This window comes from Morganella sp. GD04133 (assembly GCF_029835375.1).
In the GTDB taxonomy this organism is placed as follows: domain Bacteria; phylum Pseudomonadota; class Gammaproteobacteria; order Enterobacterales; family Enterobacteriaceae; genus Morganella; species Morganella morganii_B.
The window spans coordinates 47,864-73,731 of sequence record NZ_JAODZS010000017.1; the positions used below are offsets into that span (position 1 = coordinate 47,864).

Annotated in this window: 20 protein-coding genes and 1 pseudogene; 17 read left to right on the forward strand and 4 right to left on the reverse strand. The window is 44.3% G+C overall.

The annotated features are described in order from the left end of the window. Positions 1-17: 17 nt before the first annotated feature. The 9 genes from N7387_RS10145 to fhuB all read left to right on the forward strand — a co-directional run bounded on the left by N7387_RS10145 (position 18) and on the right by fhuB (position 11,842). Positions 18-620, forward strand: coding sequence for a glutathione S-transferase family protein (locus tag N7387_RS10145; RefSeq protein WP_279798691.1), 603 nt, complete (start codon positions 18-20; stop codon positions 618-620). Positions 621-758: 138 nt separating this feature from the next. Then, positions 759-1,076 carry a DUF1471 domain-containing protein gene (locus N7387_RS10150; RefSeq protein ID WP_279798693.1) on the forward strand — a complete coding sequence of 106 codons (318 nt, stop codon included), beginning with the start codon at positions 759-761 and terminating at the stop codon, positions 1,074-1,076. An 887-nt stretch (positions 1,077-1,963) separates the two neighbouring features. Next, complete coding sequence (locus N7387_RS10155) at positions 1,964-2,233, forward strand: helix-turn-helix transcriptional regulator (RefSeq protein ID WP_279798695.1); 270 nt, start codon at positions 1,964-1,966, stop codon at positions 2,231-2,233. A gap of 153 nt (positions 2,234-2,386) precedes the next feature. After that, complete coding sequence (locus N7387_RS10160; protein WP_279798697.1) at positions 2,387-5,263, forward strand: autotransporter outer membrane beta-barrel domain-containing protein; 2,877 nt, start codon at positions 2,387-2,389, stop codon at positions 5,261-5,263. A 103-nt stretch (positions 5,264-5,366) separates the two neighbouring features. Beyond that, positions 5,367-5,891, forward strand: a complete 525-nt coding sequence (locus N7387_RS10165; protein WP_262861131.1) for a DNA starvation/stationary phase protection protein — start codon at positions 5,367-5,369, stop codon at positions 5,889-5,891. 209 nt (positions 5,892-6,100) lie between these two features. Beyond that, positions 6,101-8,176, forward strand: coding sequence for a TonB-dependent siderophore receptor (locus tag N7387_RS10170; protein ID WP_279798699.1), 2,076 nt, complete (start codon positions 6,101-6,103; stop codon positions 8,174-8,176). 2 nt (positions 8,177-8,178) lie between these two features. Next, positions 8,179-8,952: an ABC transporter ATP-binding protein gene (locus N7387_RS10175; protein ID WP_279798701.1), complete on the forward strand. Its 774-nt coding sequence runs from the start codon at positions 8,179-8,181 to the stop codon at positions 8,950-8,952. A gap of 59 nt (positions 8,953-9,011) precedes the next feature. Further along, positions 9,012-9,866 (forward strand): iron-siderophore ABC transporter substrate-binding protein, encoded by an 855-nt coding sequence (locus tag N7387_RS10180; RefSeq protein WP_279798703.1) that lies wholly within the window; start codon positions 9,012-9,014, stop codon positions 9,864-9,866. Beyond that, positions 9,863-11,842 carry a Fe(3+)-hydroxamate ABC transporter permease FhuB gene (gene fhuB / locus N7387_RS10185; protein ID WP_279798705.1) on the forward strand — a complete coding sequence of 660 codons (1,980 nt, stop codon included), beginning with the start codon at positions 9,863-9,865 and terminating at the stop codon, positions 11,840-11,842. Before N7387_RS10180 ends, fhuB begins: the two co-directional genes overlap by 4 nt. Before the next feature lie 128 nt (positions 11,843-11,970). Here the strand turns inward: fhuB and N7387_RS10190 are convergent, their stop codons facing one another. Continuing rightward, a complete protein-coding gene (locus N7387_RS10190) occupies positions 11,971-13,404 on the reverse strand; it encodes a glycoside hydrolase family 32 protein (RefSeq protein ID WP_279798748.1) in 1,434 nt (477 codons plus the stop codon). Then, entirely contained in the window at positions 13,401-14,660 is a 1,260-nt protein-coding gene (locus tag N7387_RS10195) for an MFS transporter (RefSeq protein ID WP_262861136.1), read from the reverse strand. The genes N7387_RS10190 and N7387_RS10195 overlap by 4 nt, the downstream gene beginning before the upstream one ends. A 249-nt stretch (positions 14,661-14,909) precedes the next feature. Here N7387_RS10195 and N7387_RS10200 point away from each other — a divergent pair, with 249 nt between their 5' ends. From N7387_RS10200 to N7387_RS10210, 3 genes are all read left to right on the forward strand, one after another. After that, on the forward strand, positions 14,910-15,905 hold the full coding sequence (locus tag N7387_RS10200) for a LacI family DNA-binding transcriptional regulator (protein ID WP_279798708.1): 996 nt from the start codon (positions 14,910-14,912) through the stop codon (positions 15,903-15,905). A gap of 157 nt (positions 15,906-16,062) precedes the next feature. After that, entirely contained in the window at positions 16,063-16,986 is a 924-nt protein-coding gene (locus tag N7387_RS10205; protein WP_279798709.1) for an aminoimidazole riboside kinase, read from the forward strand. A gap of 818 nt (positions 16,987-17,804) precedes the next feature. Continuing rightward, a complete protein-coding gene (locus N7387_RS10210; RefSeq protein ID WP_279798712.1) occupies positions 17,805-19,004 on the forward strand; it encodes a type II restriction endonuclease in 1,200 nt (399 codons plus the stop codon). Positions 19,005-19,051: 47 nt separating this feature from the next. Here N7387_RS10210 and N7387_RS10215 read toward each other — a convergent pair whose 3' ends face one another. Then, positions 19,052-20,476, reverse strand: a complete 1,425-nt coding sequence (locus N7387_RS10215; RefSeq protein ID WP_279798750.1) for a DNA cytosine methyltransferase — start codon at positions 20,474-20,476, stop codon at positions 19,052-19,054. A 1,291-nt stretch (positions 20,477-21,767) separates the two neighbouring features. Between N7387_RS10215 and N7387_RS10220 the strand changes: the two genes are divergently transcribed. The 5 genes and pseudogenes from N7387_RS10220 (at position 21,768) to N7387_RS21395 (ending at position 25,214) form a co-directional block, all read left to right on the forward strand. Then, positions 21,768-22,469 (forward strand): hypothetical protein, encoded by a 702-nt coding sequence (locus N7387_RS10220; protein WP_279798714.1) that lies wholly within the window; start codon positions 21,768-21,770, stop codon positions 22,467-22,469. Further along, positions 22,459-22,767 carry a hypothetical protein gene (locus tag N7387_RS10225; protein WP_279798716.1) on the forward strand — a complete coding sequence of 103 codons (309 nt, stop codon included), beginning with the start codon at positions 22,459-22,461 and terminating at the stop codon, positions 22,765-22,767. Before N7387_RS10220 ends, N7387_RS10225 begins: the two co-directional genes overlap by 11 nt. A 30-nt stretch (positions 22,768-22,797) precedes the next feature. Next, positions 22,798-23,130: pseudogene (locus tag N7387_RS10230) on the forward strand (DEAD/DEAH box helicase); the annotation flags it as partial. A gap of 429 nt (positions 23,131-23,559) precedes the next feature. Continuing rightward, positions 23,560-24,477 (forward strand): helicase-related protein, encoded by a 918-nt coding sequence (locus tag N7387_RS10235; RefSeq protein ID WP_279798752.1) that lies wholly within the window; start codon positions 23,560-23,562, stop codon positions 24,475-24,477. Between the two features lie 575 nt (positions 24,478-25,052). Further along, positions 25,053-25,214: a hypothetical protein gene (locus N7387_RS21395; protein ID WP_347815231.1), complete on the forward strand. Its 162-nt coding sequence runs from the start codon at positions 25,053-25,055 to the stop codon at positions 25,212-25,214. A gap of 65 nt (positions 25,215-25,279) precedes the next feature. Here N7387_RS21395 and N7387_RS10245 read toward each other — a convergent pair whose 3' ends face one another. Then, positions 25,280-25,567, reverse strand: a complete 288-nt coding sequence (locus tag N7387_RS10245) for a helix-turn-helix transcriptional regulator (protein WP_279798718.1) — start codon at positions 25,565-25,567, stop codon at positions 25,280-25,282. Between the last annotated feature and the right edge of the window lie 301 nt (positions 25,568-25,868).

The following is a 25,868-nucleotide window of genomic DNA, read 5'->3' on the forward strand; positions in this document are numbered from 1 at the left end:
CTCAACAGGAAAGCATCATGAGCGGACTGACACTTTATACTAATGCAATGTCACGCGGGAATACCGTCGATTTATTTCTGAAGATTCTGGATGTGCCGTATCAGCGCACGGAACTGGATTATGGTGCGGATATGCATACCCCGGAATATCTGGCTATCAACCCGATGGGTAAAGTACCGGCATTAACCGACGGTGATCGTGTTATCACGGAAACAGCCGCCATCTGCATGTATCTTGCCGATAAATTTATTGAAAAAGGCTTTACACCGGCGATTGATTCTCCGGAACGCGGCACCTATTACCGCTGGTTCCTGTTCACCGCCGGTCCGGTTGAAGCCGCCTTCACCGCCAAAGAGATGGGCCAGATACTGACAGAAGAAGAACAGAAAATGTCAGGGTTCGGCTCCTTTGACCGCGTAATGGCCTGCCTGGAAACCGGACTGGCTGATGCGGCACCGTATTTATGCGGCAACACCATGACTGCCGTTGATGTGTATACCGGCTATTTCCTGATGTTCCTGGCCAAGCATGACTTAATAACTATCTCTCCGGTCATGAAAGCGTATTTAGACAGTCTGACGTTAAACCCGGCATTTGCCGCAGCCTTCTCCGGAGAATAACAGCAATCCTCCCTGCCATAAGGCGGATGCAAAAATACAGCATCCGCCATTTCTGCACTTTTCTTTACTGTGTATCCGCAGTACAGTTTCCTCATTAATCTCTTTACGGTAACTCACCCTGCAGAGGAAATAATGATAATGAACGCCCTGAAAATAATCGCATTCCCGGTTCTGCTTTTTATTTCGGCTTCCGGTTTTGCACAAACGGTTACCGCCTGGGGGGATACGTTATCTGAAGCAGAAGCCAAAATAGCCCGTCAGGCAGAAAAAGCCGGTGCCGGATACCAGATAACCAGTGCCAGGGTCGGTTGGGTCACGTATGTTACGGCCATACTGACACCATTACCGGAACATCTGCAAACACCCCGCAATATTTCATCTGAAGAAAAATACATTCAAAATAATGCATTACCACGCAATGAAAATAAAAAAAATCACTGGCTGACTGAAAAGTAAAAAACTATTTTATTCACGGGTATACTATACAAAATAATTCTGTCCTCTTTATTACCCTGCATCATGACAGGCAAAACTCTGCTGAATGTTGCTGCCTGACATACCCGTCAAAAATTATCCTGCCGGTATCCGGTAGCCGAATATTAAAACTCACTGTAAATAGTCTGTAACCACATCCTGAAACACTATTATCCGCTATTCGGGCGTCTGTTTTACCGCAGGATAAACGGATATTTCAGGCTACTCACCTCATAAAAGCCGGCCAACCCGTTCCTTATGGTGAATAATATTACATAGCCATTCATGAAAAGCTGATAACAACATAAAAAATAGGTAATTCACAAAACATCAGAGGAATGATCTGACCAATCCGGAAGGAAAAGTGTAAGCATGTGTGTATTCACTATCACTGTTTCCGGAGGCGCTATCCGGAAAAGTCGAAACATATAACACCTGCTGAACCATTTCACTGAAATACAAAAAACAAACAATAACCAATTGAATAAAATACAAAAAATAATATTTCGCAATGAATTTATGCGGTTTTTTTCTTACACTAATTACACGCAAAAGATCGTTAAAACCGATCAATAATAACTCCATGATAGTTTTTATCTATCACGCAGCGCGTATCGATCGTTAATAACAATTTTTTATATTTTTATATGCCTTGTATATTTCATTACCAGATGATAATTATTTATACGCGGCGGAAGAGTAACTGCAATTAATATTATTACATCCGGATTTGTAATAAATTATTACAGGATATTACGATTTTTATTTTTCTCTTAATTAATATTACTCTCTGCTGAATCAGTATCGCTGTCATATAAGGAAGCATATCACACCTGTATCCTGTTATGGCCCGGTGAGTGGAATCTATTATGAAAAATAATCAGATATTACTGCATGATGTCGGCGCACTGATACGAAAGTTACGCAAAGAAAAAAGAATGAGTGGTGTTGATCTTGGTGCAGAACTGGGGATCAGTCAGCAACAGATCTCACGCTATGAAAATGCCACGAGTGAAATATCGGTATCAACACTCATTAATATACTTGCTGTATTTAATATAACACCTGTTGAATTTTTTACCCGTATATATGATACGGAACATCATTCTTTCAGAAAATACACCACCAGGCGCCGGTAAATACCGGTTAATCAATCTGTTAATTATTGTTGTTACGCATCAGGAAGAAACATCCTGTTTTTCGCCTCACATCAATAACCATAACAATAAAAAATATCTTATTTACATAATTTTTATGTTTTCCGGAAAATAAAAATTATGAAAAGGAATACTATGAATATTAAATTGTTTATCAGGGGATATCAGGGATCCTCTTATTCTGAATTCACCGCATTATCACTCCGGGGCTGGTTAGCCGCCGCCGGACTTCTCAGCCTGAGTACCGCAGTCTGTTTACAGACAGCACAGGCTGCGGATATCGGCAGTCAGAGTGGTACCAATATTACCGTTAACGATGGCGACCGGATCACCGGCGATACCGGGGATGCATCCGGAAACCGCTATGGTGTTCTGAATACTTATAACAATAACTCAGGAACCATCAGCCTCGGTAATAATGTCACTGTTAACGTGACAGACACGGCCAAATACGCCAAAGGCGTGGTTATTCAGGGAAATAACAGCGTATTAAACGCCAATGGCTTATCGGTGGATGTAAACGGTAAAAGCGCCATAGGTATTGATCTGTCCGGTAAAAAAGTACAGGCCAGCCTGGGAACCGGCACCCGTGTTAACGTTGAAGGAACCGGGATGGCAAAAGGCGTGGTGGTCAGCAATGCCTCCTCACTGACCGCCGATCGCCTCTCTGTTGAAACCAAAGGCGACAGTGGTATCGGCCTGTCCGTTAATGATTACGGCAGTCATGCCCGCCTGGGCAGCGGCAGCACAATCAAAACTAACGGAAGCGGCAGTTCCGGGGTTTATGTCGCCGGACTGAACGGCACATCATCTGAAGGCCCGGCGCATTTTACCGCCACCGGGCTGACCATCGATGCACAGGGATCCAGTGCATACGGTATGAATATCCAGAGTGGCTCGATTGTTGATCTGGGTACCGGCAGCAAAATTATGACCAACGGCTACAACGGCCAGGGCATCTGGAGCTTCGGAAAACTCAAAGCCGATGCTCTGACAATTATTGCGCGGGGTGATATCGCCAACGCACTTGAAGTCCGGGCGGAAACTGCCGACATCGGTGCCGGTAGTCACTTTTCCTCTGAATCCGGCGGTGGTCTGGTCACTAACGGTACCACTGCGGCGATTAATTTCACCGGCACAGCGGATAACCGTAATACCATTTTCGCCGGGGGCTCTTACGGTGCATCTGCTCAGTTTTCCGGCGCTAAAATTAACCTGAAAAACACCGATATTACGATTGATCGTAACGGCAGTCTGGCTCTGGGATTGTGGGCGCTGGGCGGCGGTGTCATAACCGGTGAAAATATCTCGGTGACAGGCGCTGCCGGTACCCGTGGTATCTATGCCATGACCAGCAGTCTGATTGATCTGACCGGCGGCCTGACCATTAATATGGCAACCGCTGATCAGATAGCGATTGCCACTCAGCACAATGACGGCTATGCCGCCAGCCGGATTAATGCAACGGGCAAAATGCTGATCAACGGCGGTATTCAGTCACGTGGCGGGCTGATCAATGTGGATATGACGTCCGGTTCACAGTGGACCGGGAACGCCTACAGCGATAACCTCAACGGCGGGCAGCTGAACGTCACCATGGACAACAGCCGCTGGAATGTCACGGATGATTCCGGCCTGGATAATCTGGTACTGAATAATACCACCGTCGATTTATCGCACCGGTTATCCGGCACCGGTTACTCAACACTGAGTATCGCCAATCTCAGCGGTAACGGCGCATTCACGCTGCGCACCGATATTGTCGGTGACGGCGATGGTGTCAACAACGCCGGTGACAAACTGGTGGTAACCGGTACCAGCTCTGGTGATCATTCATTAACCGTCGTAAACCGCGGCAGCCTGGCCACAACCGGGAATGAAATTCTGACCGTCGTGGAAACCGCAGATGGTACAGCTAATTTCACTTCCGCATCTGAAGTCGAGTTAGGCGGCTATCTGTATGATGTGCGTAAGAATGGCAATAACTGGGAACTGTACTCTTCCGGCGCCTATGTTCCGCCACCGGTAGTTCCGGATCCTGATCCTGAGCCGGAACCAAAACCGAAGCCGGAACCTGAACCTGAAAAACCAAAACCACCGATCACCACCACCGCAGATGCAGGCGGTAATTTCCTGAACGTGGGCTATCTGATTAACTACGCAGAGACTCAGACACTGATGCAGCGCATGGGTGACCTGCGCCAGAACGGCGGAGATAATAATGCATGGCTGAGAGGCTTCGGCGGTAAATTCAATTCCTTTGCCGGCGGTAAAATGAGCGGATTCGGCATGACCTACGGCGGTACACAGCTGGGCTTTGATAAACGTATCTCACCCGACACGCCGCTGTATATCGGTACCTTTGCGGGCTTAACACAAGGCTCGCCGGACTATCGCGGCGGGGACGGCACTGTCCGCTCATACCACCTGGGGCTTTACACCACCTATATGGCAGAGAACGGTTTCTATGTTGATGGTATTGCCAAAATTTCCCGGCTGAAAAATAAATTCAGCGTATCGGACAGCCAGAACAATACTGTCAGCGGCGACGGCAGCTCAACGGGTGTCAGTTTATCAGCGGAAGCAGGCCGGAAATTCAGCCTGAGTCAGACCGGCAATGGTTTCTATATCGAACCGCAGGCGCAGCTGACCTACAGCCATCAGGGCTCAGCCGGTATTCACGCCGGCAACGGCCTGAAAATCGACCTCAGCAACTATGATTCCACCATCGGACGCGCCGGTACGCTGATTGGGTATGAAACCACCACCGGTGACAACCGGATCAACGTTTACCTGAAAACCGGTTTTGTCAGAGAGTTTCAGGGCAATACCGACTATAAACTGAACGGCTCCCGCGAAGCCCACAGCTTCAAAGGAAACTGGTGGAACAACGGACTGGGCATCAGCGCCGGGATCAGCAAAAAACATACCCTGTATGCAGAGGCTGACAGCGCAACAGGCAACCGGTTTGATCAGTACCAGATTAACGGCGGATACCGTTTCAGTTTTTAATATAATTCCTTGTAATAAAGTGACAGCGGAGTATTGTTTAAAACAGAGACTCAACGTACTGATAGTTATTTTCCCGGACAGTTTTAACTCTAAGGAGCAAATAATGAGTACATCTAAAGACCTGCAGGTCAGGCCCTTAAAAACCCCTTCAGATTTATCTCCGGAAGCGACTCAATCCATCAGCGCTGCAATGAATGCGATACTCGCTGATATTTTCGCTATTTATCTGAAAACAAAAAACTTTCACTGGCATATGAGTGGTCCGCATTTTCGCGATTATCACCTTCTGCTGGATGAGCACAGTGAGCAGCTATATGCAATGACGGATCCGATTGCTGAACGTGTCCGTAAAATTGGCGGTATGACATTACGTTCTGTCAGCCAGATTTCAAAAATGCAAAGAATCAATGATAACAACGCGGACTATGTTGAACCGTTAGATATGCTCGCGGAACTTTGCGAGGATAATAAACAGTTAGCTGCGGAATTCAGAGAAGCACATGAATTAACCTCCGGGTATGGTGATTACCCGACAACCAGCCTGATTGAAAACTGGATTGACGAAACGGAGCGCCGTGTTTGGTTTTTATTCGAAGCCTGCCGCGAAGCAAAAACATCCGGCCACTGATTATCAGGTTTTAAAACCAAATTGGTCAAAGCCCCTGTTTCCGGGGGCTTTTCTTTATCGGGGGGCTTACAAAGACTCCCGCGGATAGTACAAATCTGCTGCAGGTGATCGCCTCCCTTTCTTCCGTACCGGTATAAATTTTAGTTCCATACCGCATAACTATGGTTAATAATACTCATTATCGTTATTATTCGTCTTTCCGGGGCGCTATGGCTAATTTTTTTTATTTCAAACCTTCGGCTATTACACTTCATGTTTTCGTTGCCCTTTGTGCTGTACCTGCGTACTCACAAACAGCAAACAATAATACTTCTGATACCGTTGTTGTCAGTGCCGGGGCGCTGAAAGTTGACACTGCATTACAGGAAACTCCGCAATCCGTTTCTGTTATTACGCAAAAAGAGCTGGAAACCCGTGCACCGCAAAAACTGGATGAAGCACTGCGCTACACCGCGGGGGTAACAGCTCAGCCTTACGGTGCAGATAATGACACTGACTGGTTTAAAGTCCGTGGTTTTGATGCCGCGACCTATCTGGATAACAGTCGTTTATTCCGCGACGGGTATTATACCTGGCTGCTTGAACCTTACGGTTTCGAAAAAATTGAAGTTGTTAAAGGGGCGTCTGCGGTTCTGTTTGGCGAATCTACCCCCGGTGGTGCGGTAAACGTGGTGACTAAAAAACCGCTGTTTACTCCGAAAGGGGAATTTTTCCTTGAAGCAGGAAATAATGATCAGCGCGGGTTTGGTTTTGATGTTGCCGGTCATGCCAGCGATGATGGTGATGTCCGTTACCGGGTAGTCGGTTTGATGAAACAGGCGGACGGTGAACTGGATAAAACGGATAACAAACGAATTTATCTGGCGCCTTCGCTTGCAATGGCGCTTTCTGACGATACCATGCTGACACTGATGGCAACGTATCTGCATGATGACGGTACACCAACCAACCCGTTTTTCCCTGCAGCCGGTACATTGATCGATTCACCTTACGGTAAAATTAAACCGTCAGCGAATCTTGGCGAGCCGGATTATGATAAATACAAGCGCTCACAGTTTTCCGCCGGATATCTGCTGGAACACGATATTGACACAACCTGGCGTTTCACCCAGCGCCTGAATTATGGTTATAACTCACTGACGCTGCGCAGTGTGTATGCATTTCCGAACGCAGATACATCTGCAACCTCTCTTGCCCGCGGCGTTGTATTCCGTGACGGTAACAGCCAGAGTATCACATTCGATAACAACCTGACGGGACAGTGGGATTCAGAACGTCTGGAGCACACCCTGCTGGCAGGGGCTGAAATTCAGTATCACCGGACAAAAGGGGATGAACAGGACAGTTATGCATTCAGTCCGATCAATCCGTGGAATCCGGTCTACGGACAATACGTACCACTGGATCCGGCTGACAATATTAACCGGACAATCAATAAAACGCAGGCAAGCCTCTATTCCCGGTACCAAATCAAGCTGGACGGTAAATGGATTGGTGTTGCCGGGATGCGTTATGATCAGGTAAAAACTGAGAATAAAAATCAGACAGCTCATAACGATAAATCCCGGAATGATGGTGAGGTGAGTGTCAATGCCGGGCTGATGTATCTGGCGGATAACGGGTTATCACCCTATACCAGCTATTCACAGTCATTTGAAGTGATGAGCACCATCGACCCTGCGACCGGCGATTTGTATAAACCGCTGAAAGGTGAACAAATTGAGGCCGGCGTCAAATATACGCCTTCATTCCTCGATGGTTATCTGAATATTGCCTGGTTCAGTATTGAACAGAAAAATGCACTGGTTACCAATCCGGATACTTCTGTTGCCACACAGACAGGAAAAGTCACATCAACGGGCGCAGAAGCTGAAGGATTTGTGAAGTTGACTGATAATGTCAACGTTCAGGCATCCTATACCTACACAAATGCCAAAACAGATAATACCGGTGGTCAGGGACGTAAGCAGACTGCGCTTATCCCTGAGCACATGGCTTCCGCCTGGATCAATTACACACTGCCGGTAACCGGCAGCGGAGAACTGACACTCGGCTCCGGTGTCCGCTATCTCGGTAAATCAAAAGACAACCCGGCGAGCAGTGACCGCACGGTGTCCGCTGCGGCATTATGGGATGCTGCGGTCATTTATAAGCTGAACAAACAGTGGCAGCTTCAGGTCAATGTGAATAATCTGCTGAATAAAGAATATATTTCTGCATGTGATTATTACTGCTATTACGGCCAATCCCGTTCTGTTGTCGTTCAGACCAAATACAGCTGGTAGTTATGTTTGCACTGAATGATATCCGTGTTGTCCGTGACGGGAGGGTAATTTTATCCGTCCCGTCCCTGACCATCCCGGCAACGGAACTGACGGTTGTACTTGGCCATAACGGGTCAGGAAAATCCACCCTGGTTGATCTGCTGGCCGGTCAGACCCGGCCGGATCAAGGGGAAATTTTGCTGAATAATAAAAACCTCACCGCTTACACCAAACGGGAGCTGGCACAACAAGTGGCATTTTTGCCGCAAAAACTGCCGGTTTCTGCCGGGCTGACCGTTCGTGAGCTGGTCAGTCTGGGACGTTTTCCCTGGCGCGGCACATTTGGCCGCCGGCATCCGGAAGATAACATTATTATCTCACAAGCCATGGAGAGTGCCGGTGTCACGGAATTTGCACAAATACCCGCCGATAACTTATCCGGTGGTGAACGCCAGCGTGCATGGGTTGCCATGTTACTGGCACAGCAATCCCCGGTACTGATCCTCGATGAGCCGACATCCGCGCTGGATATTCATCATCAATACCAACTGATGAGGCTGCTGCAGGATTTAAACCGCACACAGCGTACCGGTATCATCGTTATCCTTCATGATCTTAATCTTGCATTGCAGTATGCAACCCATATTATCGCCCTGAAAAAAGGCAAAGTCGCGTTTGAAGGCGATGCTGCACTGCTGGAGGATGAAACCCGTCTTTCCGGATTATATGAAACCGCTATCCGGTTAATACCGCATCCGGGTACGGAACACCGAAAAGTGGCAGTCGTATGCAACTGATATTATTACGTTTAATTCGGTTATCCGCCCTGTTTTTTTTGATGTTCGCGGGAACAGGGTTGGCGGCTGTCACAATAAATGATGACCGTGGCGGGCACACGTTTGAAACCATACCGCAGCGGGTCGTGGTGCTGGACTGGGATCTGCTTGAACAAACGCTGTCATTAGGGATAACCCCTGCCGGAGCAACAGAAACCAGCGGTTACCGGCAGTGGGTCGGACTGCCGGTACTGACAGAAAATGTGGCTGACACCGGAACCCGGGCAGAACCGAATCTCGAAAAAATTGCCGGGCTGAAGCCGGATGTCATCCTGGCGGGCGCATCACAGGCAGATCTGATTCCGCTGTTAGAACAGATAGCGCCCGTCGTTTATCTGACCAATTTTTCATCAGCAGATGATGCCGCTCCGGTGGCTATCCGTCACCTTAAAACGCTGGGGATACTTTTTGGCAGAGAACAGCAGGCTGATGCACAACTGGCTGCGTTAACGCAGCGGTTTACGGCGCTGAGCCATAAATTAGCGGCTGTCTATCCGCCGGGTACCCGGGTTACTGTCATTCGCTTTTCCACGCTGACCACCGTCTTTCTGCCGGCTGATAATTCTGCTGTTAACTATGTACTGCGTAACCTTGGCCTGACACCGGCAATCCCCCTGGACGCGCAGCCCTGGGGAATCGCCCAGCGGCGGATCAACGTATTACAGGACGTCGGTGATGGCTATGTTCTCTGGTTTCGCCCTTTTCCGGAAGAAAAAAAACTGTCAGACACCCGTTTGTGGCAGGCGATGCCATTTGTGAAGCAGGGCAAAATCAATGGCGTTGCACCGGTCTGGAATTACGGTGGTGTCCGTTCATTGCAGCGGATGGCGGATGCCATTACGGATAGTTTGCTGGAGATTGCGCCCGCCTCATGAAAATCCGTTACCTTATCCTCTTTCCGCTGCTGTTTATTCTGCTGATAGTGCTTAACTTGCAGCTTGAGCCCGGCTTATCTCCGCAACAGCAACTCAGCCTGATTTTTACGCCGGAAGCGGCACAAACGTTTCCGGCTGTCTTTTATCTTTACGGACAATTGCCGAGACTGTGCATGGCATTGCTGGCAGGTGCAACGCTGGGGCTGACCGGCAGTCTGATGCAACAACTGACACAAAATAACCTCACGTCCCCGATGACACTCGGAACATCATCCGGTGCCTGGCTTGCACTGGTTATTTTATCTGTCAGTTTCAGTGAATTATCTGCTGATTATGCCGTTCCTGTTGCAACCGCAGGTGCGCTGCTGGCGTTTGCATTTGTTATTCTGATTACAGGAAGCCGTAATATTACAGGATTACCACTGATTGTTTCCGGAATGGTGGTCAATATTCTGCTTGGTGCCATTGCAACCGCGGTGATTACACTGAATTCGCAGTTTGCGCAAAATATTTTTATGTGGGGAGCCGGCGATCTGACTCAGGATGGCTGGCAGAATGTCACCGATGTTATGCCGCGCCTGCTGCCAGTTTTGTTTATTCTGCTGTTCGCCCCGCGGATACTGACGGTATTACGGCTGGGACACCAGGGCGCACAAGCACGCGGATTATCTGTTTTACCGGTATTTTTGCTGTTTATGGTACTTTCAGCATGGCTGGTTTCAGTCGTGATCAGCACTGCCGGTATGATTGGCTTTATCGGATTGCTGGCACCGAATCTTGTCCGGATTGCCGGTGCACGCACTGCGTTACAGGAGCTGATATTCTCCGTGATTGCCGGGGCGTTTTTACTGTTGTTTGCTGACACCCTGGCTCTGGCGCTCGGGCAACTGATGCAGACGGTGATCCCGACCGGTGTGATGACTGCCGCCATTGGTGCACCTGCACTTATTGTATTCAGCCGCCGCCGTTTCACCGCACAGGATCAGATGACAATTATTCTGAAACCGGTTATCTCTCCCCGTTTTCTGCCGCACGCAATGAGTGTTGTTGTACTTCTGCTGTTTGCCGGGCTGATGACCACGGTCTTTTTTCAGCAATCGGAAACCGGCTTCCTGTGGGGGGTTCCGGAGCCTTTCCGCTGGTCTCTGAGATGGCCGCGGTTATTGTCTGCTGCCACGGCAGGTGTTGCACTGGCGCTGGCCGGAACCCTGTTACAACGGTTAATTTATAATCCGCTGGCAAGCCCGGATATTCTTGGTGTGTCATCAGGGGCGACGGTTGCACTTATCCTGATAAGCGTGTTAACGGGAAATATGATCCAGACTTCCCTCTGGGGAGCCGCACTGACCGGCAGTGCCCTGGTACTGGGGCTTCTGCTTTTACTCGGACGCCGGCACCAGTTTGCACCGGCAACATTAATCCTTACCGGGATTGCGCTGACAGCGGGACTGGAAGCCTTTGTGCAGTTCTTTCTGGCGCAGGGGGCATTGAGTAATTACCGGATACTGCTGTGGCTGTCCGGTTCCACCTATCGCGTCAGCGGAGAACAAAGTGTACTTTTTGCATCCGTGATTGCCGGACTGACAGTGATCATACTGGCACTCAGCCGCCGTCTGACGCTGATATCCATCGGCAGAACATTTGCTCAGGCCCGCGGATTGCATACCGGCCGTACCGCTCTGCTGATGCTGACACTGGTTGCTCTGTTGTGTGCGCTGGTGACAGCAACTGTCGGACCACTGGCTTTTACCGGTCTGATTGCACCACATATGGCGGCGTTGTGCGGTGCTCAAAAAGTGAAATCACAGCTGATTTTTGCCGGGCTGGCAGGAGCCGTACTGATGATATGGGCGGACTGGCTGGGACAAACGCTTATCTGGCCATCACAGATAGCAGCCGGAACATTGGTCTCTGTCCTTGGCGGCAGCTATTTCCTGGGGTTAATGCTGGTCAGCCGCTTTCGGAAACAATCATGAAACAGACAGGTCCGATACCACCATCAGCCATTTCACCCGGCAACTGCGGAAGCGTTTGTCACTATGCACTGACAGAAAACCGCAGCCGGATTATCCGGGAAACCGGATTACCGGCTGCATTTTTCAGATTATCTCAGTTTCCGCAGAATGCCTGCGGATATTACAGCACTTCCCCCGTCAGCAAATAAGGCGAGTTCACGGGTGCCCGGTTTCGGGTAAATCCGGCTGGACAGCGTTGCATCCCCGTCATTAACAAAGACTTCCGCAGAGGAACGATCAATAAATATACGGAGTGTCAGTTGCTCTCCTGCCGGTAATGCAATACTGCGGTAACTGTTTGAATTATCTCCGGGGTTATATCTCCACAGTATCAGGCGTTTTTGCTGATTATCGGCATATAATTCCATGGCATGGCCCAGCCGTATACCATAACGTTCGGCATGACTTTCTGCGGTATTCCAGGTTATTTCCAGTTCTGTTGCACCACTATTTTCAGCTAATACCTTTTTGCCATGTAGTATACCGCCGGTTACCGGGGTGCTTTCCCGGTGCAATAACGCTGTTTCACGGACAGGACGCTGACATAACCGGCCATCCCGTTCGAATAATTCCCGCGGCAGTGTCATACATCCGGCCCAGCCTTCCTGTTTTGACGGCATTGGTGATTCCCACATATCCATCCATGCCATGATGATACGGCGTCCGTCCTGCGCGGTAAAAGACTGCGGAGCATAGAAGTCATGCCCGTGATCCAGTTCCTGAAACTTTTGTGTTTGCGCAAATACAGTGCCGGGCTGCCAGTGTCCCCGGAGAATACCGCTCTGGAAACGATTACGGTACTGATAACCGTCAGGCTGCATGCCCTGTGGTGAAAACATCAGATAGTGGTGTTTACCGCAGCGAAAAAAATCAGGACATTCCCACATATAACTGTCGCCATAATCCGCATGAGCCAGAACACGGTCGAATTGCCAGTCTCTCAGTGACGTTCCGCGATACAGTAATACCTGTCCTGTATCTGAGGCATCGCGGGCTCCCAGAACCATCCACCATACATTATCTTCACGCCAGACTTTCGGATCGCGGAAATGCATGATGCCGTCAGGCGGAGTCAGTACAACGCCCTGTTTCCGGAAATGTATCCCGTCTGTGGTTGTCGCCAGACACTGAACCTCGCGGATAGCACTGTCATCACCTTCATCACCAAGCCAGACATGTCCGGTATAAATGAGTGATAACACGCCGTTATCATCAACCGCACAACCGGAAAAACAGCCGTCACGGTCATATTCTTCCCCGGGAGCCAGCGCTATCAGCTCGTGGTGCCATCGGATCATATCTTTGCTGGTTGCATGCCCCCAGTGCATTGGCCCCCAGTCCGCATTTACCGGGTGATGCTGATAAAAGGCGTGATAATATCCGTTAAAATAGATAAGCCCGTTCGGATCATTCATCCATCCGGCCGGCGGGGCAAGATGAAAGTCAGGATAGAATTCATCACCACGCCGGGAGCGGAGCTGTTCAAGTGCTGATTGCGCGTCCAGAAGTTGTTGTTTCATTATATTACCGTCCGTTTTTCAATGGTGATGTGGCGGGTTCCGGGTGTGCCGGTTTGCGTAAGCAGCAGTCCTGATACCACCGTCATGATCAGAACGATGGAGGCGAGGATCATATAGGTATCAGCGAAGCCCAGAGTGTCGTAACCGTACCCTGCCAGCGGCGACAGAATCGCCGCACATAGTGAGGAAATAAACTGGAATCCGACCAGATAAATCGTTGCTGACAAGCGTTTATCAAATACAGTTGTGATATATTTAAATAATGAAATCAAAAGGATAGGAAGCTCTACGGCATGCAGTAATTTCATCAGTGAAATAGTGACAGCATCCGCCGCAAGCCCTGATCCGAAAATGCGTAACGCCATCACAAATCCGCTGATAAGCAGGCCGTTTTTGGCTCCGACGCGGTTTACCAGAAAAGGCGCGAGGAACATTCCGCCTGCTTCCAGAAAAACCTGAAGGGAATTCAGGTATCCGAACATTTCATTTCCTTCATTCACATCGGTGAACATGGACGCGAAATATACCGGAAACTGTTGATCATACACATTATAGACACTGACCCCGCAGACAAATATAACCAGTGACCAGAATGAACGCATACGAAGCAGAGCAAAGGCATCCGAATATGTCAGTGCATTGCTTTTTCCGAATTCAAGTTCATTCATTGCGTGAGGCCGTACGTCCCGCAGTGTCCATAATAAAATCAGAAACAGCACTGCGGAAACAGAGCCCATTGCAAAGTTCAGATTAGGGTCGATATTAAATAATATCCCCGCTAAAAATGTGGCACCAGCCCAGCCAAGAGAACCCCACATGCGGGCACGACCGTATTCAAATCCGGCAATGCGGCTGACCCGTTCAGTGTAAGACTCCAGAGCCCCTATGCCTGCAAAAAAAGTTGCCCCGACGTAAACGCCCAAACTGATAGCACCGGCAACAATATTCCACCGTAACAGCGGGGTACATACAAAAATAAACCACGGACCACTGATAAGCAGCAGCAAGCCGATAAACAACAGTAAATTTTTACGTAAACCGAGCTTATCCTGAATGAATCCGTACAGCGGCTGAGCACAAAATGCCGTCAGACTGATAACAGAAAAAATAATACCGGTATCGGTTCCCTTCAGGCCGACTTTTTGGCTGAGCCAGAGCGACACCAAAGAAAACACAGATGACCATGTCCAGAAGAATGTGAATAACAGGCCGCTCAGAGTCATGTAAGCATAGCGATTAATACGTATTTTATTACTCATGGGCAGATTCTCTTTCGTTGGATTGGTTATATTCTTAATGTCAATGCTGTTTTACGAAAACCCGAATAAGGTGATAACCGGATGTTAATCACTAATGTTAATGTTAACACTAAGGTTTTGTGACTCATGTCACGTTACTCTGATAGGCTGAATAAATAATTATATTATTGGTTGCTATACTCTCTCCGGTCGTCGGGTGACCGTTATTTCCGGGATGAAGGAAGCAGCCAGAGTAATCGGGGGGAAAGGATGGTATTTCTGAAGGATGTGGCGAAGCTGGCTGAAGTTTCCATGATGACCGTATCAAGGGCGATCAACAAGCCGGATAAACTAAAAAAAGAAACGTTGGCTCGTGTTCAGGATGCCATCCGTAAAACCGGCTACACGCCGGATCTGTCGGCGCGGATGATACGCAGCAGCCGTTCAGGACAGGGGCCGCGGACGATAGGTGTGTTAGCACTGGATACCGCAACATCACCATTCTGTGTTGATATTATTTTATCTGTGGAGGAAACGGCCCGCTCATACGGCTGGAACAGCTATATCGTCAATATGCTGGCAGGGGATAATCCGGAATCCATTGCGGATCTTTTGCTCTCGCATCGTCCGGACGGAATCATTTTTACCACAATGGGCCTGCGGCAGGTCGAAATTTCAGGGCGGATGCTGAAAGTTCCTCTGGTGCTGGCGAATTGTGAAAGTGTTAACACATCGACAGCGTCTTACATACCGGATGATGAAAACGGACAGTATGATGCGGTAAGTGCATTGCTGAAGGCAGGCCGCCGGCGACCCCTGTGCCTGTACCTGCCGGCTGAACATCCGGCGACAGCCCGCCGTATAAGAGGTCTGACGCGTGCCTTCCGGGATTATGGTGAGGATACCGGAAACTTACTGCATCATTATTTATCTGATGAACATTATGCCGATATTCCGGATGTGGTGCGCAGGTATATCCGTCACGGTAAACCGGAATTTGATTCTGTTATCTGCGGAAATGACAGAATCGCGTTTATTGTATATCAGATTTTACTGGCCTGCGGACTGAATATCCCTGCTGATGTTGCCGTGATCGGTTATGACAATATGGTCGGGATCGGAGGTCTATTTATTCCGCCACTGTCAACTGTGCAATTGCCGCATTATGAAATAGGGCGGCAGAGTGCACTGCATATTATTAACGGTGAAACACACCGCGATACCGTTTGTATTTCTTCACCGTGGCTGAGCCGGGCCTCAGTGTGAATGACCGGAACCGGAAAATGCGCCGGTATTCCGCATAGTTTGTGCCGTAAGATTCTCCCTGAATAATGTTACTGTTTTCCGTATTTATCGGGCGGTATCTTTTGGCACGGTAGCTTAATCGTTTTAGCTTAATGTAAAATTGTCAGCGGAGTTAATTATGACATCAAAAGTATGGGTTTTAGGTGATGCCGTTGTTGATTTATTAACGGATAAACCGGGTTATCTGTTGCAGCTTCCGGGAGGCGCCCCGGCCAATGTGGCGGCCGGTATTGCACGTCTTGACGGAAAAAGTGGTTTTATCGGCCGGGTGGGAGATGACCCGTTTGGTCGCTTTATGTACCGGACGCTGACAAACGAAAAAGTGGATACCGGGTATATGCTCTGTGATCCCCGCCACCGAACATCCGTTGTTGTGGTGGAACTTGATGAAAATGGTGAGCGGACATTCACGTTTATGGTTCGTCCTTCGGCTGATCTTTTTCTGGAGCAGGAAGATTTACCGGTATTTCATGAAAATGAATGGCTTCATGTCTGCTCTATTGCACTAAGTGCCGAACCATCCCGGAGTACTGCATTTCAGGCGATGGCTCAGATATGTGAGGCGGGGGGGCGTGTCAGCTTTGACCCCAATATCCGTACCGATTTATGGCAGGATGAAACATTACTGCGGGATTGTCTGCATAAAGTACTGACGTTTGCATCTGTTGTTAAGTTATCAGAGGAAGAACTCTTTTTTATCAGCGGTGAAACGAATATTCAGCGGGGAATTGACCTGCTGGCGGCGAAGTATTCTCCTGAGCTATTACTGGTAACGCTGGGAAAACAGGGCGTCATGGTCTATTGGGACGGAAAAACACAGCATTTCGCGGCAACACCTGTTGTTACCGTTGATACCACCGGAGCCGGTGATGCATTTGTGGCCGGTTTATTGGCTGGTCTTGCAATATACGGACCCGTGGAGGATGAGCAGGTGCTAAGTACGGTAATCAGGCAGGCTCAGGTCTGCGGTGCCCTGGCAACAACAGCGAAAGGGGCTATGACTGCATTACCTTACCGGCGGGAGTTGCTGAATAGCCTGTAAATAAAATTCGTTTGTCATTCTTTTACCGGGTTTTGTATAACAGAGCCGGATGAACGTTCCTCTTGAGCTTGTCGCCAATAACCGCCGGGACTGTTTTTTTCCGCAGTGATAAATATTTCACACAAAAACAGTCCCTATATTGAATCCCGTCCCGAAACCCGGGTTCGCCATGACGGGGTTAATCATCGAATTGGCTTTTATCAGTTTGCGCAAAAAAGGGCCGGTAATGATCGAAAAAAACCTGCACTCAGGAATTAACTCAGGCAGGTTTATCGGTTTCTCATTGCCCGGAACCGGACACATGAAAGCCTGAATAACCTGCCGCCTGAGTTTTACCGGCAGCAACCGGAAAACGCTAATCAGGCTGTTTCAGATAAGGGGAAGTGGACAAAATCATTTTCTGCGGCAGAAGCTGTTCCTGACGCTCTAATCAACATGAACTCAATGGTGTTGCTCAACTGAGAGATATATTAGGTAATGACAAAAAATCATTCTTAGTTAATTTCTCTATACGAGGAAAAGATGGTTATACCCAGTCAAACGTTACTTAGTATGATGCTCGAAAAGAACATCCTATCCGTACAGAATATCGACTTTATTTTCAAATTAATGATGTCATGAGCCAGGCTAAAGAAGGGAGTACATTAATTTTTAGTTTAGATTCAAAAACTATTTTTGGCTGAATTAATCATTTAAATATAATATCAAACGTATACAATATGCATGCTTGATATCTTATTCAAATCGTTAATAATAGTGTTTCTAAAATTGATTTATGAAATAATAATATCTACGATCAAATCATAGAGGGGACGCTTGTGTCTGAATTTCAAGATTGGCTGGCAAATAAATCAACCGATAACTATTTTCTATACATCAAACGTCTATCCGCTAACGATACCGGGGCTACCGGAGGGCATCAGGTAGGGCTTTATATCCCTTCAGGTATTGTTACTGAGCTTTTTCCTTCCATCAATCATACCAGAGAACAAAATCCTTCCGTCTTGCTTCGTGCCTGTTATTTTTCACATTCGTGTGCGGATACTGAAGCCCGTGCAATTTATTACAATAATCGTTTTTTTGGTAAAACAAGGAATGAAAAACGTATTACGCGTTGGGGGCCAAAAAGTCCGCTTCAGGACCCGGAAAATACGGGGGCACTGGCAATTCTGGCTTTTAAGCACACGCCCGGTAATGACAGCAATAGTGTAGATGTATGGGTTTGCAACACCCCGGATGAAGAGGATATTATCGAAGCTACCCTCGGTGAAATTATTCCCGGCACACTGTTATTCGGTCCCGGTAAAGAAATACTTGGAGGATTAGCTCTTCAACCCAAAGTAACAAAGAAAAATTATAAAATTCCGGGCGCATGGAAAACTGAATTCCCGTCAGGAACTGAAATAATACAATACGCCGCCGGATATTTTTCAGCTCATTGTTCAGATCCCGATGAACAATTACTTGATCGGAGGCGTATAGAATATGATATTTTTCTCTTGGTTGAAGAAATGCATGTACTCGACATAATCCGTAAGGGATTCGGTTCTGTTGATGAATTTATAGCAATGGCTAATTCAGTCAGTAACAGACGAAAGTCAAGAGCTGGCCGGTCGCTGGAGCTCCATCTTGAACAACTTTTCCTTGAGTACGGTTTAACTCATTTTGCAACTCAATGTATAACTGAAGGCAATAAAAAACCTGATTTTATATTTCCTTCTGCCGATGCGTATCACGATGTAACATTTCCCGACAATAATCTCCATATGCTTGCAGTAAAAACAACATGCAAAGATCGATGGCGGCAAGTTTTAAATGAAGCAGACAGAATAAAAAGCATTCACCTTTTCACTCTCCAGGAAGGAGTATCACCAGCACAGTTCAGAGAGATGAAACAAGCGGGTATAACCTTGGTCGTTCCTTCTGCTTTACATAAAAAGTACCCCGATGCGATTCGTTCAGAATTAATGTCTTTAGGTGACTTTATTGCCAAACTCACGGAGATTTATACTAATTAGCAGCATATTATAAAACAATCTCCGGTATATTAAACCGGAGATTATAGTTAGTTATTTTTAGATCTGATTGAAACTGACTTAAGAATATAGGGTTCAAGTAATTTAGCAACCGCTTCGAATACCGGAACAATAACCGAGTTACCGAACTGACGATAGGATTGGGTATCAGAAACAGGTATTCTGAACGGTTTTTCACCTACTTTTTCAAATCCCATTAACCGTGCACATTCTCGTGGCGTTAATCGTCTTGGTCTATTCGTTTGATTTTCCTCATCGCTAAAATCAACCTCTCCCTTAGTTTTATCCCAACCTCTATCAATTAATATTTCTGAGCCGTCTTTGTGATAGCGGGCTGATAAAGTACGGGCAATACTGGTGGCATTATTAGGATCAACAAGCCCAAAACCGAAACCATTACCTTTAGCTGCATGCTTTTTGGCGTAATTATAAAGATATTCCCATAGCTTGGGTGTTAAAATATATTTACTATCAACGGCCTGTTCAAGTAACTCACCAAATGTTGGTCTATTTTCAGGATAAAAGCGACTGATATCCCTCAGCGTAAATCCTTCATGAAGCTTCAGATCACGCCGGAATCCAACTAATACAATTCGTTCCCTGTGTTGAGGAAGGAAATGCTTACCATCAATAATTTTAGGATCCGCCGAACCGGAAACCCCGGCATCCGCTACTTCATAGCCTAATTCATCGAGTGTATCCATGATGATTTTGAAGGTTTTTCCTTTATCATGGCTTTTTAGATTCTTGACGTTCTCTAATACAAAAATACTTGGTTTCTTTGATTTAATAATCCTGGCAACATCAAAGAATAATGTCCCCTGAGCTTCACATTCAAAACCATGAGCACGTCCCATGGAATTTTTTTTACTGACGCCTGCCAGACTAAAAGGCTGGCAAGGAAAGCCTGCCAACAACACATCGTGGTCAGGAATTTCTTTATCTATATGCTTATAAGCTTCAACGTCAGATACTGAAGTATCATCACTCAGTGTAATTTTGCGAATATCGAGGTTAAACTTATGCTCCAGTTCATCATTAAACCAGTTAGCCTTATAAGTACGTACAGCGTATTCATTCCATTCGCTGGTAAATACACATTGGCCACCAATCGACTCAAATCCTTTACGAATACCACCAATACCGGCAAATAAATCGATAAACCGAAAAGTATAATTTGGATGGTGTTCCGGTGGTTCCGGAAGCATCTTTTTAAGCAAAATTTCTTCCGCAGAAGTTAATAATTTTGGAGCACACTTTCCGTTGATCCAACGATTGAGGGTTTCTCTGCTCCACTCATTTTGACCAACTTTTCTTAGCAACTCAGCAACATACTTCTGATCATAAATCTCCAGAACTTTAGTAATGAGTTTTGTATCTTTTTTCTGCTGGCGCTTTTCTTCTTCTTCGGATTTTTGGAGAAGATCCTGAGCGAGTAATTCAAATTCTGACATAGCACCTCCAACGGGTCTTATTGGTGATACTTTATCACTCATTCGACCCAGAAAAAATAAAATTATCTGGTTATTTAACCAGTGATTAATAATTAAGCTAATTAGTCGTCCATATCTATCCCACCAGATATTTCATCTATCATAATCGGCAAATTGCCTTTATCCCCCAAGAGGCACTGACAGCCGTCATGAACAGTGATGTGGTAGATACACTGTACCGGCCGGATTCACCTGAAGATACAGGCCATATTCGTCGGTCAGTTTGTACATCTTTTTACTGGGTTTTGCGTTCCTTGCTGCTATGTCGCTTAATGCCATAAGTCCGGATCACTCCTTTGTCGAATTGGTTTATCGCATCGTGGCTTTTACGTATTTCAGAGACAACAAAGAAGTCTATTTGCGAAATCAAACATTTATTGTGCGAGTGACAGAGAGGCGCAGAACAGCGCGGACAACCGAAAACAGTGCAGAATAAATAAACCGGCTTCATAGCGGGTTAATGCAGCATATGAGGTAAAATTTAATTCATTGTTTTTATTTGGAAAAATAAAAATGCTATTTTTTTACTGAGATATATCGATGCCGTTATTTATCTCATGAACGCATTTTCATTATTTATTGATAGTGAATCTATTAATGTGCGCCCTTTTCAGCCCTGAAACTGACCTCTTTTTCCGGGTCAAAATGTAAATCGAAGCGAATTGACCACAAAATTGACCTTTTTTGCCCAGGTAGCGCCCGGACGGCGACGGCGTAACAGGAACGCGTTACACGAACCGGTAATAAAAAATTAAAATGTTATTTTACAGTAACTTACAAAAGAAAAATGCAAAGAAAAACAGCCGAATAGTGAATTTCAGGCACAAAAAAAGCCACCTTGCGGTAGCTTGATTTCACTTAAGAATGCCGAAGGCCGGAATCGCAGAAAATGACACATTATTGATATTACACATTTTTTTAGATTAAAAAAAACAACTGACCCCAATCCTTTCATCCTACAAGCTAGCATAAATATTTATACAATAATTATTATAAAAATATGCGTATAAAATAATATAATGTGATATATTCCACAAATTATGTAAATCATGTCCATACTCACAAAAAGAATAAAAACCCTAAAATAAAAAATATTCAGCCACTTATAATGACAATTATCATTTTTAAGATTAATAATCTACCAAACAAGAATAAAAAATATAAATTAAATTAATAAAAAACAAAATGCAACTTGTAACAATTAATCAAATAGAGTAATTTATTTTTATTGTACAATTTAACTTCATAACCCATGAATATAATTGAAAAATTAACACACAATATAACGCATCTTGGTATAGATATACACGTTCATTCACTTATTATTAATGTTAATAATATCAAAAATAGAGCGGATGAAATGATAAAAACAATACAAGATACTTGCTGGCTTAACCAACTGGACGTTGTTGCTAGAATATCATACAATGCTAGAGCACAAAGAACTATAGATAAATTAGTAAATAATATATTAACACAGGTAGAGGATGAAATTACTGAAGAATTTGGCGAATTTATGATTTCAACTTCAGCTCAGGATGCACTTGTGCAAACCTTTGGTCACGTTAAAGTACCACTTGCAGAATTATTAAAAGAAAAAATAACCGGTAATCCTGGATTTGATTTTCATACAGAAACACAGAATAATCTAATTTCCTTTGGTGAAGCAAAATTCAGTGGAAAAACAAATAAGTATACAGACGCACTTACACAAATAAAAAAATTTATCGATTTAAAAAAACATGATGCAGAGCTAATTGACTTAAAAAATTTTGTTTCAAAAACTGCAATAGAAAACCATATAAATCATAACACCTGCTTTATAGCCGCCTTTTCAATTAATTCCCCCCCCCCCGAAAACATAATAAAAAATGCAATTGAATGTAGGCATTTAAAAGAAATACTAGACCAAAAAGAAATATATCTAGTTGGAGTGACAGTTAATGATAACTGATTTAATTAACGGTATAAACGTAGATTCAATATTACATAACTGCCTTTATGAAATACATAGTAAAGGCCCAATATCAGCATTAACATTTGAAAAACTTGCATATGTAAAAAAATTTCATCCAGATAAGTTTAAATCTATTGAAAACAAACTAATCTTAGCATTAGGATTGTTTTATAAAACCAAAGAGCCAAAAAGCATTCTTGAAGAATTCTATTTTATATATGCTAATGCTATAAATGATGAAACCGGTAGTTCTTTTACTGCGACACAAGCAAGTGTTTATCGTGGCATAAAATAAAATAGATACTTTTCATTTTCAGCACCAACAAGTAGCGGGAAGTCATATTTATTTAGAGAACTAATAAAAAACACAAAAAATGATATATTAATTATAGTTCCATCAAGAGCATTAATAGCTGAATACTACAATGAAATACTGGATTTCATTGATAAAGACACTTTAGTTCTTCAATTCATAGAAAACATAAATACATTAAAATCACACAGAAGAGTATTTATTATAACTCCAGAAAGAGGATTGGAAGTATTAAAGTATAAAAATATATTCAGCATAGACCTTATTCTGTTAGATGAAGCACAAATTTCAGATGAAGAGATAAGAGGAATGACCTTTGATGCGTTGGTAAGACAGTTAGATAAAGCATTTCCAAAAGCAAAAAAAGTCTTTGCTCATCCATTTGTAGATAATCCTGCAGCACAGATTAACAAGCATAAATTAAAATCAGACTCAGATTCAAAAAACTACAATTTACATACCGCCGGAAAAATATTTATATCCACAAAGAATAGAGATGATTTTAAATATTTTTCTCCAAATATAAAAAGCAAGCACGTTTCTATTGGCAACAACCCTGTAATTCAATCTATTTTAGAAGGAGGAACATTATTAATATATATTTCAAAAAACAAAATATATGATGGTAAATATCTTTTAGATTTTGGAGATTACATTGCATACTGCCAAGAAATAGCAGACCCATCCGCTATTTCACTAATTAAGAATTTAAAGAACTTTATTGGTGCATCAGATAAACCTAAAAATGAAAAATATTCTTTATTGATAGACCTCATGTCTAAAGGAATAGTTATACATCATGGTTCAATGCCATTAAAAGCTCGGTTAATGGTTGAGGAATTTATAAGAAAAGGCTATGCCAAAATTTGCTTTGCTACATCAACATTAGCACAAGGCATTAATATGCCTTTTGATGTTGTATGGATAGATAATTTTAATCGAATGACTCCAATAGTATTAAAAAACTTAATAGGAAGAGCAGGAAGAACAACGAAGGCAAAGGGGGTATTTGATTATGGATACACTATTATAAAAAATGAAAATATTGATACATTCACTACAAGATTTAAAGAAATAATTAAATTAAATGAAACTAGCAGATTAGATTTAGATATCCATGAAATTAATATCGATCAACAAGACTTAGCTGACTCTATAAAAAATGAAACATTTAACATTGAATTACATTTACCAGAATCTCAAATTGATAGAATAAAAAAATCAACAATAAATAATGAAATTAAATTTATTTTAGATAATATTCTAAAGGGTTCAGATATTATTACTGGAGCCCAGTATTATGAACTACCTGATCCTGACAGAGATAAAATAAAAACTTGCTTTAAAAGAATATATTCAATACATCTTAAGCGTTCAAAACTAGAAAAAGCTGAAGCCGCAGTATTAAGTGCAGCAATTCCGATAATGTTATGGCATATCCAAGGTAGGTCTTTTAGTGAAATAGTCTCACTTCGCTACAGCTTTTTATCTCATAAAGATCAACAACGAAAAATAATTAACAGATTAAAAAACAAAGAAATAAATCAAGATACTGCAAATGAGGAATTATCTAATTTAACAGTAAGATACTCGCCTATTGCAGCAAAAATACCAGATATCTCTTTAAAAGCTAGCCCTTTATTTAGCAAATCCACTCCAGTAACAGAACTAAGCTATGATATCCTAATATAGGATACATATGATTACTTAGATAAAGTAATATCATTATCTATGATTGACCCTATAACCGCAGCACTAGAGATATATTTTGAAAGCACATCAGATATTAGAGCGATATATCTTCAAAATTATATTACATATGGAACAAATGATGAGAAAGAGATATGGATGATTAAGTATGGATTTTCTTTTGAAGATATCACTTGGTTAAAAAGCCATATAATTAAAATAGACTCATCTATTTATACACTATCTGCTGAACAGATAAAAACAATCTCTAGATATTTGTAATAAATACAATTACCTCTGAATGATAATTAATTCAGAGGTAATTGACTTAATTATAACATTCAAAAATAAAAACATCTTATTGAAAATAATTTTCATATAGTTCCATTACAAAGAAATTGAACTAATTCAATATATACTCAATCACAGATGTCCTCATTTTATCCCCATAGGGGATATTATTTAAATACCCTCCGTAGGGGATAAAAATGAAAATCACATCACCGGCCGTACTTGCTAATGCTGTCAGAGATCAGCGGAAAATCAGTAAGATGAGTCAGACTTAGACTGCTGAGCTGATTGGTATCAAACAGACAACCGTTTCTGATTTCGAGAACAAACCGGAATCCACCAAGCTGGGAACGTTGTTCAAAATCCTTGCCGCTCTGGATCTGGAACTTCATGTTACGAAACGCGGCTCAGCTCAGGATGAAAAAAAGACCTGGAATAAGGTGCGATGATCAGCCAAAAGATCAAAATACTTGAGACTTTCCGCTCTGCAAACGGTGTTGTGTCCGGCTTATATTTACCATTTCTCCCGTCTGGCCGGAGAGTTATCCGGTATTTCCGCAGATTCCTGAATCACTGAGAATTGCCCGGCAGAAAGTACTATTTCGACACCCAGCACAGTGAATACCTTGAATAGTCGTTCAATACTGGCACTGGCCGGATTGGCTTCCAGGCGAGCATAGGTCTGCTGCATAACGCCTAGTTTCTCTGAGACGTCTTTTTGCGTCATTCCGTTAGCCTTACGAAAGCCGACCAGTAACGGGCGCAACTGATTGAGTGTCTTAAGCGGATAAGCAGTGTTCATAGCATATTGACCATTTCAGATACCTGTACAGGCTTTAAGCTGTTTTCACACATTACACCCTATAAGGTGTAAGCTATATTAGCTATTTCTGGCGACAAGATAACGGTGTATAGATTAGCTGAGTAATTAAAAATACATTGTATTACAGATGGTTAATATGAGACTGACTACGAAAGGGCTACTACAATGGTTTGCGATAAACGAGGGAAGTATTGTAAACTTGGCCGCCATAAAAGCGAAACCCCGAGAGGGACCTAAGTCTGTCTCGGGGATCTAAGTAGATTGTTGGGGGCGCTTGGTG